This window comes from Serratia entomophila (assembly GCF_021462285.1).
Taxonomy (GTDB): Bacteria; Pseudomonadota; Gammaproteobacteria; order Enterobacterales; family Enterobacteriaceae; genus Serratia; species Serratia entomophila.
Window position 1 is genome coordinate 1,208,920 of sequence record NZ_CP082787.1, and the last position, 15,492, is coordinate 1,224,411.

General features: G+C 51.8%; 16 protein-coding genes. 14 read left to right on the plus strand and 2 right to left on the minus strand.

Annotation, left to right across the window (positions count from 1 at the left end; translation table 11 throughout):
* Positions 1-52: 52 nt before the first annotated feature.
* The 13 genes from KHA73_RS05915 to KHA73_RS05980 all read left to right on the plus strand — a co-directional run bounded on the left by KHA73_RS05915 (position 53) and on the right by KHA73_RS05980 (position 14,445).
* Positions 53-463, plus strand: a complete 411-nt coding sequence (locus KHA73_RS05915) for a terminase small subunit (protein WP_234589678.1) — start codon at positions 53-55, stop codon at positions 461-463.
* Positions 460-1,878: a PBSX family phage terminase large subunit gene (locus KHA73_RS05920; protein WP_234589679.1), complete on the plus strand. Its 1,419-nt coding sequence runs from the start codon at positions 460-462 to the stop codon at positions 1,876-1,878. Before KHA73_RS05915 ends, KHA73_RS05920 begins: the two co-directional genes overlap by 4 nt.
* Complete coding sequence (locus KHA73_RS05925; protein WP_234589681.1) at positions 1,878-4,082, plus strand: portal protein; 2,205 nt, start codon at positions 1,878-1,880, stop codon at positions 4,080-4,082. The genes KHA73_RS05920 and KHA73_RS05925 overlap by 1 nt, the downstream gene beginning before the upstream one ends.
* A 94-nt stretch (positions 4,083-4,176) precedes the next feature.
* The gene (locus KHA73_RS05930; protein WP_234589683.1) at positions 4,177-5,049 is read left to right on the plus strand and encodes a scaffolding protein; all 873 of its coding nucleotides are present in this window, start codon (positions 4,177-4,179) and stop codon (positions 5,047-5,049) included.
* An 18-nt stretch (positions 5,050-5,067) separates the two neighbouring features.
* On the plus strand, positions 5,068-6,321 hold the full coding sequence (locus KHA73_RS05935) for a P22 phage major capsid protein family protein (RefSeq protein WP_234589685.1): 1,254 nt from the start codon (positions 5,068-5,070) through the stop codon (positions 6,319-6,321).
* 37 nt (positions 6,322-6,358) lie between these two features.
* On the plus strand, positions 6,359-6,574 hold the full coding sequence (locus tag KHA73_RS05940) for a hypothetical protein (RefSeq protein ID WP_234589687.1): 216 nt from the start codon (positions 6,359-6,361) through the stop codon (positions 6,572-6,574).
* A complete protein-coding gene (locus KHA73_RS05945) occupies positions 6,555-7,001 on the plus strand; it encodes a packaged DNA stabilization gp4 family protein (RefSeq protein ID WP_234589695.1) in 447 nt (148 codons plus the stop codon). Before KHA73_RS05940 ends, KHA73_RS05945 begins: the two co-directional genes overlap by 20 nt.
* A 7-nt stretch (positions 7,002-7,008) precedes the next feature.
* Positions 7,009-8,796 carry a packaged DNA stabilization protein gene (locus KHA73_RS24600; protein ID WP_314725681.1) on the plus strand — a complete coding sequence of 596 codons (1,788 nt, stop codon included), beginning with the start codon at positions 7,009-7,011 and terminating at the stop codon, positions 8,794-8,796.
* Positions 8,796-9,452: a phage tail protein gene (locus KHA73_RS05960; RefSeq protein WP_234589696.1), complete on the plus strand. Its 657-nt coding sequence runs from the start codon at positions 8,796-8,798 to the stop codon at positions 9,450-9,452. Before KHA73_RS24600 ends, KHA73_RS05960 begins: the two co-directional genes overlap by 1 nt.
* On the plus strand, positions 9,452-9,910 hold the full coding sequence (locus KHA73_RS05965) for a DUF2824 family protein (protein ID WP_234589697.1): 459 nt from the start codon (positions 9,452-9,454) through the stop codon (positions 9,908-9,910). Before KHA73_RS05960 ends, KHA73_RS05965 begins: the two co-directional genes overlap by 1 nt.
* 10 nt (positions 9,911-9,920) lie before the next feature.
* On the plus strand, positions 9,921-10,619 hold the full coding sequence (locus tag KHA73_RS05970) for a DNA transfer protein (protein WP_234589698.1): 699 nt from the start codon (positions 9,921-9,923) through the stop codon (positions 10,617-10,619).
* Entirely contained in the window at positions 10,619-11,965 is a 1,347-nt protein-coding gene (locus KHA73_RS05975) for a phage DNA ejection protein (RefSeq protein ID WP_234589699.1), read from the plus strand. Before KHA73_RS05970 ends, KHA73_RS05975 begins: the two co-directional genes overlap by 1 nt.
* Positions 11,965-14,445: a lytic transglycosylase domain-containing protein gene (locus KHA73_RS05980; RefSeq protein ID WP_234589700.1), complete on the plus strand. Its 2,481-nt coding sequence runs from the start codon at positions 11,965-11,967 to the stop codon at positions 14,443-14,445. Before KHA73_RS05975 ends, KHA73_RS05980 begins: the two co-directional genes overlap by 1 nt.
* A gap of 3 nt (positions 14,446-14,448) precedes the next feature.
* On the opposite strand, the gene KHA73_RS05985 is transcribed toward KHA73_RS05980, so the two are convergent.
* Positions 14,449-14,721, minus strand: a complete 273-nt coding sequence (locus KHA73_RS05985) for a hypothetical protein (protein ID WP_234589701.1) — start codon at positions 14,719-14,721, stop codon at positions 14,449-14,451.
* A gap of 21 nt (positions 14,722-14,742) precedes the next feature.
* Positions 14,743-15,048, minus strand: coding sequence for a hypothetical protein (locus KHA73_RS05990; protein WP_234589702.1), 306 nt, complete (start codon positions 15,046-15,048; stop codon positions 14,743-14,745).
* 68 nt (positions 15,049-15,116) lie between these two features.
* Here KHA73_RS05990 and KHA73_RS05995 point away from each other — a divergent pair, with 68 nt between their 5' ends.
* A complete protein-coding gene (locus KHA73_RS05995; RefSeq protein WP_234589703.1) occupies positions 15,117-15,488 on the plus strand; it encodes a hypothetical protein in 372 nt (123 codons plus the stop codon).
* The last annotated feature ends 4 nt before the right edge of the window (positions 15,489-15,492 follow it).

A 15,492-nucleotide genomic window follows, 5' to 3' on the forward strand; every position in this document is an offset into this window, starting at 1 on the left:
CGAGGCAACTCCGCGAGGTGTGGCTGATGCTGCGATTTGAAGGAGAGAAGAAATGAATCTGACACTAAAGCAAGAGGCTTTTTGTCAGGCATACATCGAAACTGGTAACGCTTCGGAGGCGTACCGGTCATCGTATGCCGCCGAAAACATGAAGCCAGATGCTATACACGTACAAGCCAGCAAATTACTCAATAACCCTAAGATCGCCCTAAGGGTGGCAGGATTGAGGGGTGAGATTAAAGAGCGCCACAGCGTGACAGTTGATTCGCTTTTGGCTGAACTCGAAGAGGCTCGACAGGCAGCCTTAACCGCTGAAACACCGCAGTCTTCAGCCGCAGTAGCCGCAACCCTCGGTAAAGCAAAATTAACTGGGCTTGATAAGCAAATCATCGAACTTACTGGCCCAGGCGGTGGCGCTATCCAGATTGAAACATCACCAATGAGCACTCTATTCGGCAAATGACAACGATTAACCCTATCTTCCAACCGTTCATCAATGCGCATCGCTATAAGGTCGCTAAGGGCGGTCGAGGTAGCGGAAAGTCGTGGGCTATGGCTCGTTTGCTTGTCGAGGCAGCAAGACGTCAACCGGTGCGGATCCTGTGCGCTCGTGAGTTGCAGAACAGTATCAGTGATTCTGTTATTCGCTTGCTTGAAGACACAATCGAGCGCGAAGGATATGCAGCTGAGTTTGAAATTCAGCGTTCGATGATTCGCCATCTTGGCACTAACGCTGAATTCATGTTCTACGGTATCAAGAACAACCCGACGAAGATTAAATCTCTCGAAGGTATCGACATCTGCTGGGTAGAAGAGGCCGAGGCAGTAACGAAGGAATCATGGGACATCCTTATCCCAACCATCCGAAAGCCTAATTCTGAAATATGGGTCAGCTTCAACCCGAAAAACATTCTCGACGATACCTATCAGCGCTTCGTTGTCGACCATCCTGATGACATCTGCCTGCTTACGGTTAACTACACCGATAACCCGCACTTCCCTGAAGTTCTCCGACTGGAGATGGAAGAATGCAAGCGGCGTAATCCAACTCTGTATCGTCACATCTGGCTCGGTGAGCCGGTAAGCGCAAGCGATATGGCAATCATTAAGCGTGAATGGCTCGAGGCCGCAACAGGCGCGCACAAGAAGCTTGGCTGGAAAGCACGAGGGGCAGTTGTTGCATCTCACGACCCGTCAGATACCGGACCGGATGCCAAAGGCTACGCCATGCGTCATGGTTCAGTGGTGAAGCGCATTGCTGAGCCGCCTGATCAAGTCGATGTAAACGACGGCGCAGATTGGGCGACGGGTCTGGCGATTAACGACGGCGCAGATCACTTCCTCTGGGATGGTGACGGCCTCGGTGCTGGATTGCGTCGTCAGGTCACTGACTCATTTGCCGGGAAGAAGGTCACGGCAACCATGTTTAAGGGTAGCGAATCCCCGTTCGATGAAGATGCGCCGTATCAATCCGGGGCTTGGGCCGACGAAGTGGTGCAGGGCGACAATATCCGCACCATCGGCGATGTGTTCCGTAACAAGCGCGCGCAGTTCTATTACACCCTGGCTGACAGGCTCTATATGACGTACCGCGCCGTTGTTCACGGTGATTATGCAGACCCTGACAACATGCTGAGCTTCGACAAGGAAGCTATCGGCGAGAAAATGCTTGAGAAGCTATTCGCAGAGCTCACACAGATACAGCGCAAATTTAACGGTAACGGCAAGCTTGAGCTAATGACCAAAGTCGAAATGAAGCAAAAGCTAGGCATTCCATCACCCAACCTGGCTGATTCATTGATGATGTGCATGCATTGCCCGGACCCAACGGTGCAACCTGATTACTCAAATATAAAAATTCCTTGCGGAGTAGGCTAATGGCTGATGACAAATCACTAAAAGAATGGCATCGCAAAGCGCTCTGCAACTTCGATAATGCGTATTCGTCAACACAGGACATGCGCGAGCAAATCGTAGAAGCTCAGCGTTTTGTTCGAGTGTCCGGCGCTCAATGGGAAGGCAGTACCAACGCAGGCTACTCATTCGATGAGGGCCGATTTGAGCATTACCCACGGTTTGAGTTGAACAAGATTGCGCGCGAGTGTGATCGCATTATTGGCGAGTATCGACAGAACCGCATCAGCGTGCGATTCCGCCCAAAAGACAGTCAGGCATCTGAGGCGCTTTCTGAAAAGATGAATGGCAAGTTCCGCGCTGACTATGAAGAAACATCTGGCGGCGAGGCTTGTGATAACGCCTTTGATGATGCAGTAACCGGTGGTTTTGGTTGCTGGCGCATGTGTGCTGATTACGAAGATGAGATGGACCCTAGCAACGAGCAGCGGCGCGTTAGCTTGCTGCCAGTCTACGACCCGGCGACATGCGTATTCTTCGATCAGGACAGCAAGCAGTACGACCGTTCTGATGCGATGTGGGCGATGGAGATGTTCTCCATGACACCGAAAGCATTTGAGGTCGAATACCCTGATTCAATCGCCGCCAGCCTGAGCAAGGATGACTCCGGCACTCAATATGACTGGTCAACCCCTGATGCTATTTATGTTGGGCGCTACTACGAAGTGCGAATCGAGAAGGCTAAGCTCAGTGCATGGCGCAATCCGGTTACTGGTTCCACGGCCATCTACGACGATGAGCAGATCAAAGAAATCGAGGACGAACTGACTGCAGGTGAGTTCGAGATGGTCGGCGAACGAGAGGTAAAGCGGCGTCGCGTTTACTGCGGCCTTATGTCTGGTGCTGAATGGCTGGAAGAACCGAAGCGCATTCCAGGAGAGCACATTCCACTCATTCCTGTCTATGGCCGCCGGTCATTCGTTGATAACCAGGAGCGCATTGAAGGCCACGCAGCAAAAGCGATGGATGCTCAGCGGCTGGAAAACCTGATGGTCTCCATGATTGCTGACAACGCCACGCAGGCAGGCGGAGATGGAATCCCGGTAGTAGATGTTGACATGATTCCAGGCCCGCTTGCTGGTCACTGGGCAGAGCGCAATAAGAAGCGACCGGCATACTTGCCAATGGTTAGCCTGAAAAACAAAACAGGTGATATCACTTCTCCCGCACAGGTCAGCAGCTATACGCCGACAACGCAAATGCCACCTGCACTGGCTGGGCTCCTGCAATACACCGGCACAGCTATCCAGCAGATCACCGGCGCATCGCAGCTCGAAAATATGCCGAGCAACGTCGCCACTGACACCGTGGATAGCATATTTAACCGCATGGATACGCAGTCCTATATCTACATGGACAACATGGCGAAATCCATGCGCCGTGCCGGTGTAGTCTGGCTTTCTATGGCGCGCGAGGTATACGGCAGCGACACACCGACGCGCATCGTTAACGAGGATGGCTCTGATGACGTAGCCCTGATGAATGGCGCAGTCATCGATCGCCAAACGGGTGAAGAGGTCGCACTCAACGATTTATCGCAGGGTAACTACGAGGTGACTGTAGATGTCGGCCAGTCGTTCTCTACTCGTCGTGATGCCACTGTTAAATCTCTGCTCTCCATGCTCGCGCTTATTCCTCCTGGCACACCTAAGCACGACCTAATCTCCTCAATGATTCTCGACAATATGGATGGAGAGGGCATTGATGACATGAAAGAGTACAACCGCAATCAGCTGCTGCTCTCTGGTGTTATCAAGCCACGGACTCCTGAAGAGCAGCAAATGATTGCTAAAGCTCAGCAACAGCAAGCCAATCAGCCAGACCCAGCTATGGTTGCAGCGCAAGGACAGCTCTTTGCTGGTCAGGCCGAGCTGCAGAAAGCGCAGAACGAACAAGCGGCAATTCAGGTTAAAGCATTCCAAGCGCAGACCGATGCGCAAGTAGCTGCTGCCAATGTCGTCAAGATTCTTGCAACGGCTGACAGCCAACAGAAATCTGATATCAGGGAAGCCCTGAAGTTACTGAGCCAGTTCCAACAGCAGAGCGGAGATAATGCCCGCGCTGATGCAGAGCTGGTGCTTAAAGGACAGGCTCAGGGCCACTCACAGCGCATGGACACCGCTAACGTCATCCAGAACTCATCGCAACAACAGCCACAACCTCAGTAACTGCAATCAACCTATCAAGCGATGGTCGTCATTAAGAGGCCGGGAAACCTATTGCCTTCCGATGGGCATAACATCGAGTAAATCAGGGGTAAAAATGGAAAATCAGGCAGAACAACAATCACCAGAAGTGGAACTTGAAGAGAAATCATCTGAGCAAATTCCAGATGATGAAGTTCAGCAGGAATCGGAAGAAGGCGCTGATCAACAAGAAAGCGGTCAGCAGCAATCTGAGGGTGATGGCGAAGAAGAGTTTTATTTCGGTGATGAAATGCTGGGGTCGCCTACCAGCGAAGAAGGAGCAGATCACGGCCTTGTTAAGCACCTGCGAGGGACGATTAAAGAGAAAGAACGCGAGCTGAAAGAGCTTCGTCGCCTATCTCAGCAGCAACCTCAGCAGCAAGTTATCAATCAACCACCTCAGATGCCGAAGCTCTCTGATGAGGGAATCGACTATGACGAGGAGGTCTTTCAGAAAAAGTTAGATCAGTGGTCGAAAGATAGCGCGCAATACCAAAGCCAGCAGCAAGCGAAAGCACAACAGGAACAGCAACAGAAAGATCTGTATCAGCAAAAGCTATCAAATTACCAACAGAGGGCTAAAGCGCTAAAGGTAAGTGGATATCAAGAGGCAGAGCAGATTGTTTTAGACGAAGTTCCTGTTGAGATTCAAAACGCCATCCTGCTTGAGGCTGAAAAGCCAGAGATGGTGGTGCTGGCTTTAGGACGCAATGCAGAACTCCGCCGTGAATTGGCATCAGCTACCAACCCCATAGCTGTAGGTCGATTAATCGAACGTATCGAATCAAAGGCCAAAACAATGCCAAAACCAAAATTAACCGCAGCCACCGTACCAGAAGTAAAAGGCGGAAATGGCGCGGTAATCAACAATCTCGACAAATTGAAAGCAAAAGCTTTGGAGACTGGTGATTGGAACCCGTACTTCGCAGCGAAGCGTTCTAAAAAATAACCTATCGGAGCAAATGCAATGGCTAACCAATTAGCAAAAGACCTAGAGATCATGTTTGAAAACTACGTGGAAGGCTTTGAAGCTGCCTGCGTGGTTTCCCGCAACGCCAAGAAATTCCGCCCTGGTGATACATCCATGCAGCGGGCTGGCGATGTGATTTATCGTCCACAACACTACCACATGAACGTAGAGGATGGTCTTGATCTGACTGGCAAGACCCCAACCGATCTCGTTCAGCGCCTGGTGCCTTCGGTGTTCAAAGAACCGAAGAACATTCTTTACACACTGGATGCGCGCGAGATGCGTGACCCAGAGCATAAAACTGAAGCGGGGCGTGCGGCCGGACAGCGCCTGGCGGCACAGATTGATTCTGACCTGATCACTACGGCAACTCAGCGCGCTACAAACGTTGTGGCCATGGCAAACAACACTTCTGGTGGCCAAGGCCGAGACCTGTGGAACGCAGCCGCTGGCATCGATGCAATCATGACCTCAATCGGTGTGCCTCAAGGCATTAACCGCCGCAGCTTCTGGAACCCGTTCAACTACAAAGATCTAGCTGGCGAGCTGGGCATGCGTGCGTATGCGCAAGGCGTTACCCTGACCGCGTACGAGAAAGCACAGATCCCTCCAGTAGCAAGCTTCGACAGCTACAAAACCGATATCTCTGGCCGCGTTCCTGCTGGCACGGATACGGCAATCACTCTTGCTGCAGCTCCCGCGCACAAAGTGGTAGCAAAAGATGCCAATGGTATGCCTGTCGATAACCGACAAGGCACCATCACCGTATCTGGCGCAGGCCTGCAAGTTGGTGACGCTTTCACCATCGCTGGTGTCAATTCGGTACATCAGATCACCAAGGACACCACTGGTCAGTTGCAGACCTTCCGCGTCTTGGCGGTAAGCGGCACCACCATCACCATCTCACCGCAAATCCTGCCGCCAAACAACGCAGACGTGTCATCACGCCCTTATGCGAACGTTGATGCCAACGCAGCTAACGGCGCAGCGCTGACGCTGCTGAACAACAACGCCGCCCCAGCGAACCTGTTCTGGGCAGACGGTTCCGTTGAGCTGATGTATGGGAAACTGGCATTCCCTACTGGCCAGGGCCCGCAGGTAATGACCGCTACGACTGAGCAGGGTGCAACGCTCATCATGTCGTATGCGTTCGACCATATCAAAGGGTCAACCACTGCGCGCTTTACAACCCTGTATGGCTGCTCAGTTTTGGTTCCTGAATATGTTGGCCTGGTTATCGCTGGACAGTAACAGAAAGGGGCTTCGGCCCCTTATTTTTGGAGGCCGCATGTCGAAAACAATGCTCTACAAACCGGGTGCAATGATCGCCTGTGGGAAGCATCAGCTCGATTATGTGATTGTCGATGAAGATGAAATAGCCAATCACTTAGCATCTGGATGGAAAAAACATCCTGATGAAATATTGGCGGGAACCCCAGAACCTGAGCGAAAGAAACCAGGCCGCAAGCCTAAGGCGGTAGATGATGGCGAAAACAAAGGGTGATTTAGTCCTCAAGGCATTGCGCAAGGCCGGACTGTATTCAAATGCCACGTTAACAGACGCCGAGCCTCAGGCAATCGAAGACTCAATTACTGACCTTGAAGACATGATGGCTAAGTGGCAAGTAAAAGGTATCGAGCTAGGATATTTGTTTACTGAACAACCACTGCCTGATGACGACTCGGGCATCCCTGCCTGGGCAAATGATGGCGTGGCGCTAAAGCTAGCTGTGCAAATGTGCCTGGATAATGTAATTCAGCCATCGCCCGAGCTTCTATCCCAAGCTGACGAATCGTATCAATCAATCTGCATCGCATTAACTACCGTGCCATCACTTGAGCGCAGGAATGACATGCCTCGAGGCAGTGGTAATAAAAATACATTCACCTGGAATCGCTTCTATATCCAGAAAGATGATTCTGCAATGTGAGGTCTACATGCCAATCCAACAGCTTCCATTAGCCAAAGGCCTTGGCAAAGACTACCGCAATGCTGATTACGTCGATTTGCTGCCTGTAAACCTGCTAGCCACCCCAAAAGATGTGCTGGGCGCTGCTGGGTATATGCGTTCTTATCCTGGGGTTGTTAAGCAACGAGACGTGGCAGGGATATCCCGAGGCGCGCAGACAAACACTGTGCAAAATATTGCGTATCGGGTGGCGGGAGGAAAGCTATATAAGGGCGCGGAGATACGCGGAGATGTCGCTGGCGGTAGTCGCATTAGCATGGCACACAGCGCGACTAGTCAGGCAGTAGCAGCGGAGGGGGTGCTTACCCTATACCGTTACGATGGCACCAACAAAACGCTGCAAAACTGGCCTGAGCGCATTGTTGAGCAAGAGGGGTATACTCGCACGGTCAAAGAGTGGGCGCATGTGGATGGGAATGAAGATTTTATCCATTTCACTGCAGTCGATATCGACGGCGAGACAACAATCACGATCACCCCGAAAACTGCGAGCGGCGCCACAGGAGCGCCGATCACAATTCCCGAATTTATGTGGAACATTTTCCAGTCTCAGACACCGCCAGCTGTCGGCACGCCGTACCTGACAGATTTTGTCGTAACGGGGAAAAAGTCTGACGGTGCGATGATTAAAATCACTTATTTTTTCCACCATAACCAGGCGCCTGAAACCCCTGTTGAGAATCTGGTTGATGTAACCACGTTCAAAGCTGTGCAGGTAGTTCCCGAGGTTGCCACCGAGTATGCGCAGTATGACATCGGCTATGTCCGGGATGTTTGCCGAAATCGGGGGCGGTATATCTGGGTTAAAGACGGGACGAACACATTCGGCGTAACCGATCTAGAAGACGAATCGCACCCCGACCAATTCAGACCTTTCTACAGCGCAGAGTCTCAGCCTGACGGTGTGCTGGGTATCGCAGCATGGCGCGATTTTGTGGTTGCGTTTGGCTCAACGTCGATCGAGTACTTCAGTCTTACTGGTGCGCCAGATGCCACATCACCTATTTATGTTGCCCAGCCATCGCTCATGGTAAACAAGGGGATCGCAGGAACCTACTGTAAATGCCCGTTCGGCGACTCGTTTGCGATACTGAGCCATCCCGCTGGCGGAGCGCCATCGATTTACATAATCAACTCTGGGCAAGCGTCACCAATTGCCACGTCGACCGTAGAAAGGCTGCTGCGAGAGTACACTGCTGATGAACTGGCAACAGCGGTTCTGGAATCGGTACGGTTTGACGCTCACGAACTGCTTATCGTTCATTTGCCGCGCAATGTGTTGTGTTTCGATGCCAGCAGTACGGACAACGGACCGCAATGGGCGGCCTTGAATACGGGGTCCGCACCGCATGGCGGCGTGGATTACCTCTTTGAGGGTAATGTCCTGACAGCCGGTGATAAAAACGCAGGTCGTGTAGGTGAGCTGCGATTCAACACGGCCGAGCAGTACGGCCAGTCGATGGAACATATCTTATTCACGCCGATGTTTAAAGCGGACAATGCCCGGGTGTTTGATTTTGTGCTCGAGGCCGCAACCGGCGTTGCGCAGCATGCTGAACAACTTTTCCTTTCTGCAACTACTGATGGCGTTATTTACGGCCGTGAGCAATTAATACCCTGGGCAGCGCCGTTTGTTTACGACCACCGCGTCTTGTGGAAACGGATAGGGCGGGTTAGAAAAAACATCGGCTTCCGCATCAGGATTGTAACAAGGTCTCCCATCACGCTCTCCGGGGCCAGCATAAGGGTAGAATAATGGCGGATGACAAACTGAAAACGCCTGTTGAAATTCAGCAGGTGCGTATCGACTCATCCATTCTGCCGCCTGGCTTCCCAATCCCTTACAAGCTCTATGTAATCCAATCTGGCACCGACATGGGGAACACGGCAGCCAAGGCCAATCAGGCTGCTGGCGGAGCATGGAGCGCCCAGCAGAGAAATGATGAGCAGGATGAAGAGCTGGACGAGCACTCTCGGAGAATTGGTGCTGCTGAGTTGACGTTAGCGGACCACGGCCAGCGTCTGTCCGCAGCCGAAAACACAATTTCTGAACAGGGAACCCGGCTGACAGCAGCAGAGGAGACCATCGAAACCCAGGGCACCCAGATACAGCAGATCGCCGAGGACTACGTATCGAAAACCGCAATAGGGGTTCAAACGCTGACGTCGTCGCTAAACGTCGTCGGCGGATACCGCGTGGACGGAGTTCAGGTCGTGGGCCCGCGCCAAATCGGCTGGACGGCGGCGACGGGTACAGCGTTACTCGGTGGGTTTGACGCAGACGCGGCGCTCTCCGCTGGAGCAACGTACTCGCAAGCTGAAATTCAGGCGCTTGCCGATGCGCTGAAAGAGGCCCGTCAGCGTATCAAGGCGCTGGAAGATATGGCGCGCGCTCACGGGATGATTGACTGATGATAACCTTCAAGCCAACACGGAACATCGACCTGATAGAGGCTGTCGGCAACCATCCCGACATTATCGCCGGTAGCAACAACGGAGACGGTTTTGATTATCAGCCCGGACATCGTTATTTCGAAGTTCATGTGCACGGTCAGTTTGGCGGCATTATCTATTTTCACGAAATCCAGCCGATGACATTCGACTGCCACGCGATGTACCTGAAAGAGGTGCGCGGTTTCAGTCAGAGAATCGGCTTATCTTTTTGGCGCTTCATTCTGGCTAACTTCAACGTGCAATGCGTCACCTCATTCGCCGCGCGCAAATTCCGGCATGGTCAGATTTACTGCACGATGCTGGGTCTCAAACGAGTCGGCACCATCAAGAAATATTTCAAGGGCGTCGATGATGTGACCTTCTATTCGGCCACGCGTGACGAGCTGAAAGAGTTCCTCGCTAAGCACTCCAAATAGGAATCACGCTATGCATTTTGCTATGACATTTAACCGCAAATACATGTTGCGGGAAGAACCCGTGCGCGCTGAAAAAGGCGGAAAAGGAGGTGGGGGCGGTGATGGTGGCGCTGGCGCTGCGGCAGATGCGACAAGATACGCAGCCGATCTGCAAAACCAGCAGTTTGAGCGCATCATGGGAAACCTAGCGCCACTCACTCCGCTGGCTCAGCAATACATCGGCCAGTTGCAAGGGCTTTCGACTTTAGAAGGTCAGCAGTCATCCCTTAACAGCTACTACAACTCAGACCAATACAACGATCTGGCAAATCAGGCTCGTTACCAGCAGCTGGCCTCTGCGGAAGCTACTGGCGGTCTCGGTAGCACTGCAACATCTAACGGACTGGCGACTATTGCGCCTACACTCGGCCAAAACTGGTTGTCTGGACAGATGAATAGCTTCAACAACCTGGCAAATATTGGTCTTGGCGCAATGCAGGGGCAGGCCAATGCCGGGCAGAACTTCGCAAACAACGCTGGTCAGCTCTCGATGCAAGGAGCTGGGTTAGCTGCGGCAGCAGGGAATCGACCATCATCTCTGCAGCAGGGCATTAGCGGTGCGTTGGGCGGCGGTGCGCTGGGGTATGGCATCGCTGGCATGCTGGGCACATCAACACCGTGGGGTGCTGGCATTGGTGCTGGGCTTGGCCTGCTTGGGGGGTTGTTCTAATGGCTACATGGCAAGAAGGTAGTGGCGCTCGTCTACTGGGTGGCATTGGTCAGATAAATAACAATGCGCCCCAGGCAAGCGACATCAATCCCACATTAGGGCTCATCCGCGAGAATAACGATCTGGCACGTTCAGGAGCAAACAACGTAGCTCTAACAGGCCTGCGTGGTGTGGCTGATATTGCTGGAATGTATCAGCAGGAGCAGCAACAGAAAGCGCAGAATGCTTTTAACCAGGCCCATGCCAACGCGTGGCAATCTGGCGACGTATCATCGCTTCGTGATTTTGCTGCAGCTAACCCGGCTTTCGTGGCGCAGGCGCAGCAGGCTGTAGTCGGTTTGGACGAGCAGCAGAAACGTGACATGACGAATCAGGCTGCGGGATTACGGCTGGCATTATCACAGGGGCCCGAAGCCTATGGCCATTACCTGCAGAAAAACGCAGGTGATTTGTCGCGAGTTGGTGCTAACCCTAATGTGTTAGCACAGATGGGAATGCAGAACCCACAAGGAGCGGCGCAACTTTTCGACACGCTTGGCTTAGCAGCACAGGGCGATAAGTATTTCGATATCGTCGGGAATAACGCCAAGCTGCAGCAGGCAGGGCAGATTGCTCAGGCTAATCTCAACCTTGGACAGCAACGACTTCAGCAACAGGCGCTATATCAGCAAGGCCAGTTGGATCAAGGGCAGCAACAGTTAAATCTGACTGCTCAAAAGAATCAGGCAGACAATGCGAACAAACGTCTCGAGCTTAGCCTGAAAGCTGGAGAAAACAGCGCAAAATCCTTAGCCACTCAACAGGCATCAGTGCAGAAGATGCAGGACTACGTCGGATCTCATCAAAGTAGCGTTAATAATGTTGCTGGGATGTATGACACCTTGAATCAGGTCAAGTCAATACCTCCAAACGTGTTTGATGGGGTTTTCGGCTTCGGCGGAGCCGTAAATTCTCGTATCCCTGGCACCGATTCAGCCGACGCATGGGCAAAAATAGAACAGATGCAAGGCCAAGCGCGGCTAATGGGAGTTATCGGCATGAAAGGTACTGGTCCCGTTTCTGATTCAGAAGGCCAGGCGGCAGCGCGCGCATTCCTAGCTGTTAACCAAAACATGTCACCTAAAGCAGCGAGATCGGCATTAGATAATTGGCAGCGCGTTTTGGAGCGTCAGACGTCATATCTGCAGAAGCAACAGCCTGTAGTTGAAACTTATCAGCGGAAGATCGACACCTTCAATAACTCTCAGAATGCTACCGGAACAGGTCCACGCGCTGGCATTAGCGAGGGAGGGTATACCTTTCTTGGTGGAGACCCAAGTAATCAGAACAATTGGAGAAAAGACTAATGGCAGGCCCATGGGAAAAGTATCAAAACGCAGTTACGGCCGAATCCCCTTCCGATGGGCCATGGACTAAATACCAGCAGCCTCAACAATCGCCACCACAGCAAGGTGGCGATGTTGTTTCTAATGCTGAGCATCGCTTTGGAATCCCCGCTGGATTGCTAGGAGCGGTAATCAGCAAGGAAAGCAGCGGCAATTCTAATGCCATGAGCGGCAAAGGTGCTATCGGCCTTACGCAGGTGATGCCTAACACGGCTCGCGGTATGGGTTATGACCCAGAAGAGCTGAAACGCAATCCTGCTATGCAAGTAGAGGCCGGGGCGCGTTATTTAAAGCAGATGATCGACGCTCACGAAGGCAATGTGCCTGCTGCTTTAGCTGCTTATAACTGGGGGCCAGGTAACGTCCAAAAATATCTTCGTGGTGAGAAGACTCAGGTTCCAACCGAGACGGTAAATTACATCAATGATCCACGCTTTGCTCAGTGGACTCAGCAGGCATCGCCAGGATCTGATGACGAACTTGCTCAGTTGGCTCAGCAATCATCGCAGCCATGGGCGCAGCAAGCGCCTTCACCAACTGCATCGCAGAATATTGAGCAGGCGGCAAGGGGCTTGGCGAACATCCCGTTCGACATCCTTCAGGGCGGGGCAAACCTCGTAAATGCTGGCAGCCGGGCAGTTGGCGGCGGCGATGTTCTTGATCCGGTTTACAGGCCGGTAAATCGCCCAACAGACCCTTACGCACAGGCTGGTGAGGCCATCGGAAACTATCTTACTCCAGGCGTTGGTCCAGTGGCTGGAGCAATGATTGGCTCTATTGCTAACGCGGGCAATGAGCAGGGGGATTTCGCGGCTAATGCATCCAAGGAGATGCTGCTTAATGCCGCATTACTTGGCGCGCCTGCAGCGCTGCGTGGTATCAGAGCTATGTCTGGGGCTAGAGCTGGTGCTACACAAGCAGCTGCTGCAACTCCAGCGGCAATTGAGACCGCGAATGACGTCTCCAATCTTTCCAGGACAGCAGCAGGGCGTGACGTTCTTTCCGGTCAGGCGGCTAATGTCGCCGACGACATCGCAAGAGCAGCAGAAACCGCTGGAGTGGATATCAATACCCTAACGCCAGGTATGCGCTCAGGAAGCCGTGGAGTTGCGCAGGCGGAGGGAGCGCTAGCATCGACGCCAGGAGTTGCTCAGGATGCGCATCAGGCTGCATTTAACGAGATCGCTTCTAAGTTTAACCAAAACCTTGACGACCTTGGCGCAGCAGCAGGTACTGCATCAGAAAAAAGCTCATCCATAAAGCAGCGAATCATGGGAAACCTTGATGAGATGAAAAATGCGGAACGCGCCGCGTGGGATGACGTAAGGGCAACAATGCCCAATCAGAAAATGCCACTAAGCAACGCCAACGCCGTTATCCAAGGTGAGCGTTCTGCTGGCGTTCCGCTTAGCTCTGAAATGAAGCAACTCTTGGGGGCAAATCGCAGCGGGGTAACGTTTGATGGGATGAAGGCTTGGCGGGCGAAGTTTGCTGACGCAGAGCAGAAATATATCCGCAGCGGAGAGGCTAACGCAGCTCGTCGAGCTGGAGAGGTGCGCAGGGCGATCACTGATGATATGCGCAACATGGCAGAGCAGGGAGGGTTTATTGATGATTGGACGCGTGCCAATGACCTTTCCAAGGCGAGATTGACAGCGCAGGAAAATGCCGAATCAATCTTTGGTCGAGGGCTGGCGAATGACGTTCTGGTAACTAATGGAGTTAAGGCTCTGCAGTCATCATCGGCTAAAGGCCTTAATGGACCATCAGGTTTCCACTCGATCATTTCTGCACTCCCAGATGCCGAGCGAGTTCCTGCAATATCTTCAATCCTGCAAGATGCCATATCTCACGGCGTGAGAGGAGGGAAGTCCGATGCTGCGGGAATTAACCATATAGCGACGCTGCTAACCCCACAGAACATTAATGCCATCAATCGATATTCTAAAGACTTAGGTCGAATCGCTGATGCATATGGAACCCTGGCAAGAGCTGCAGTTAAGCCTCAGCAATACGTTGAAAGAACTGGGCGCACTACTGAGGTTTTGAAGGCGCTAGATTCAGGCCTTCCAAAAATCGCTCAAACCGTTCTTGATGCGACGGGAAACTCTACTGCTGGCGCTGTTGTGGGTGCAACTGGGGGTGGAGTTATAGGCGCTACGGTGGGGGCTACTGCTGGCGCAGTAATCAAGAGCGCAGTAGCCAAGATATCCAAAACAAGGAGTGGGCGATATGCAATTGAGAAAGCAATCCAGGAGGCAACAAGAGCGGTTAAATCTGGCGCTACTCTTCAGGCAGTCACCGAAGCAGAGCGCAGATTCCTGGCTAACAAGGTAGCAGTGAAAGCGATTCGTGATGCGGTAGGAAGTGAAGAGTTCGAGAGGTTATCAAGAGCAGGAATTGTCGCCACTATCAGTGGAATGAATGATAGTGGCGGATAGTAGTTACTTCATTAGTGAGTTAATTATTTTTTTATGGCGCTCCATCTCGCTATAAATAATCTTCTGCTCTAATTTTATGTCGTCAATTGACAAGTCTGTTGCTTCATTAAAAGATGCCAACATTCCTAATTTGATTTCAATATCAGATATCCTATCTGAGATTATTGATTCTAGTACATCAACCTTATTGTTAAGTTGTTTGTGCTTTTTTGATATTTTTGCAATTGCAATTGAAATCGCTATAGCAAATGCCAAAGATATTAAATATATTTCCACAATAACCTCCGCCAAGGATGGCTAGCTTTCTTCAGATATACGTTTCATTTCGTTGTAATTCTGTATTGCCTTGGTGCAAAGCTCTGTGAACTCCTTGAGAGTCATCCCAAGCCTAGCAACTTCAGTTGCCCCAAAGCGATTGATGAACTCATCACCCCCAGGCATTTGAGTAGCGCTTTGGAACTCAGCCATTTGCTTATAAGCTGCACAAGTTCCTGCAAACTTTGCATTGACTATAGCATCAGTAAATAGCTTATTCCCTTCATCTTGGGAAGCTGAGGCTCCGAAAGAGATGGCGATGAAGGCAAGAGCAACAACCTTTTTCATTTTATCCCTCCATGGGAATCGAGATTTCAATGATGCCCAGCTTAGGTGGGCTTTATGTTAGGTGAAAAATGAATAAAACTGGCCGCCTTCCTCGTATGAAAGTTCCGCTTTTTGATAGCGGAGATGTGATTTTTTGCAACAGTATAGAGGCATGGAAAGCGTTGCACAATCAGCTGAGAGCCGATGGAGGTAATGGGCTGACAAATGGTGCCTCACACACCATAAGCAGTGGAGCAGGAACCCTGCATATCATTGGTGTATTCAATGGGAAGGCTTCAACCCTGGCTCATGAGTGCTCACACATTGCATTCGATATCTGCGGGATTGTAGGTGTCCCTGTATCGCCGGGAGAGGCTAACGAAACCTTCTGTTATTTGATTAGCAGGCTTGTCGATTTCGGAAGCAAACATATGCAGAAACCGGCAATTAATGCCGGTTAATTAA

Coding starts and splice junctions, on each gene's coding strand:
- KHA73_RS05965 (WP_234589697.1), top strand. CDS start 9,452: ATGATAACCTTCAAGCCAACACGGAACATCGACCTGATAGAGGCTGTC.
- KHA73_RS05940 (WP_234589687.1), top strand. CDS start 6,359: ATGTCGAAAACAATGCTCTACAAACCGGGTGCAATGATCGCCTGTGGG.
- KHA73_RS05930 (WP_234589683.1), top strand. CDS start 4,177: ATGGAAAATCAGGCAGAACAACAATCACCAGAAGTGGAACTTGAAGAG.
- KHA73_RS05915 (WP_234589678.1), top strand. CDS start 53: ATGAATCTGACACTAAAGCAAGAGGCTTTTTGTCAGGCATACATCGAA.
- KHA73_RS05920 (WP_234589679.1), top strand. CDS start 460: ATGACAACGATTAACCCTATCTTCCAACCGTTCATCAATGCGCATCGC.
- KHA73_RS05960 (WP_234589696.1), top strand. CDS start 8,796: ATGGCGGATGACAAACTGAAAACGCCTGTTGAAATTCAGCAGGTGCGT.
- KHA73_RS05970 (WP_234589698.1), top strand. CDS start 9,921: ATGCATTTTGCTATGACATTTAACCGCAAATACATGTTGCGGGAAGAA.
- KHA73_RS05935 (WP_234589685.1), top strand. CDS start 5,068: ATGGCTAACCAATTAGCAAAAGACCTAGAGATCATGTTTGAAAACTAC.
- KHA73_RS05990 (WP_234589702.1), bottom strand. CDS start 15,048: ATGAAAAAGGTTGTTGCTCTTGCCTTCATCGCCATCTCTTTCGGAGCC.
- KHA73_RS24600 (WP_314725681.1), top strand. CDS start 7,009: ATGCCAATCCAACAGCTTCCATTAGCCAAAGGCCTTGGCAAAGACTAC.
- KHA73_RS05925 (WP_234589681.1), top strand. CDS start 1,878: ATGGCTGATGACAAATCACTAAAAGAATGGCATCGCAAAGCGCTCTGC.
- KHA73_RS05995 (WP_234589703.1), top strand. CDS start 15,117: ATGAATAAAACTGGCCGCCTTCCTCGTATGAAAGTTCCGCTTTTTGAT.
- KHA73_RS05980 (WP_234589700.1), top strand. CDS start 11,965: ATGGCAGGCCCATGGGAAAAGTATCAAAACGCAGTTACGGCCGAATCC.
- KHA73_RS05945 (WP_234589695.1), top strand. CDS start 6,555: ATGGCGAAAACAAAGGGTGATTTAGTCCTCAAGGCATTGCGCAAGGCC.
- KHA73_RS05975 (WP_234589699.1), top strand. CDS start 10,619: ATGGCTACATGGCAAGAAGGTAGTGGCGCTCGTCTACTGGGTGGCATT.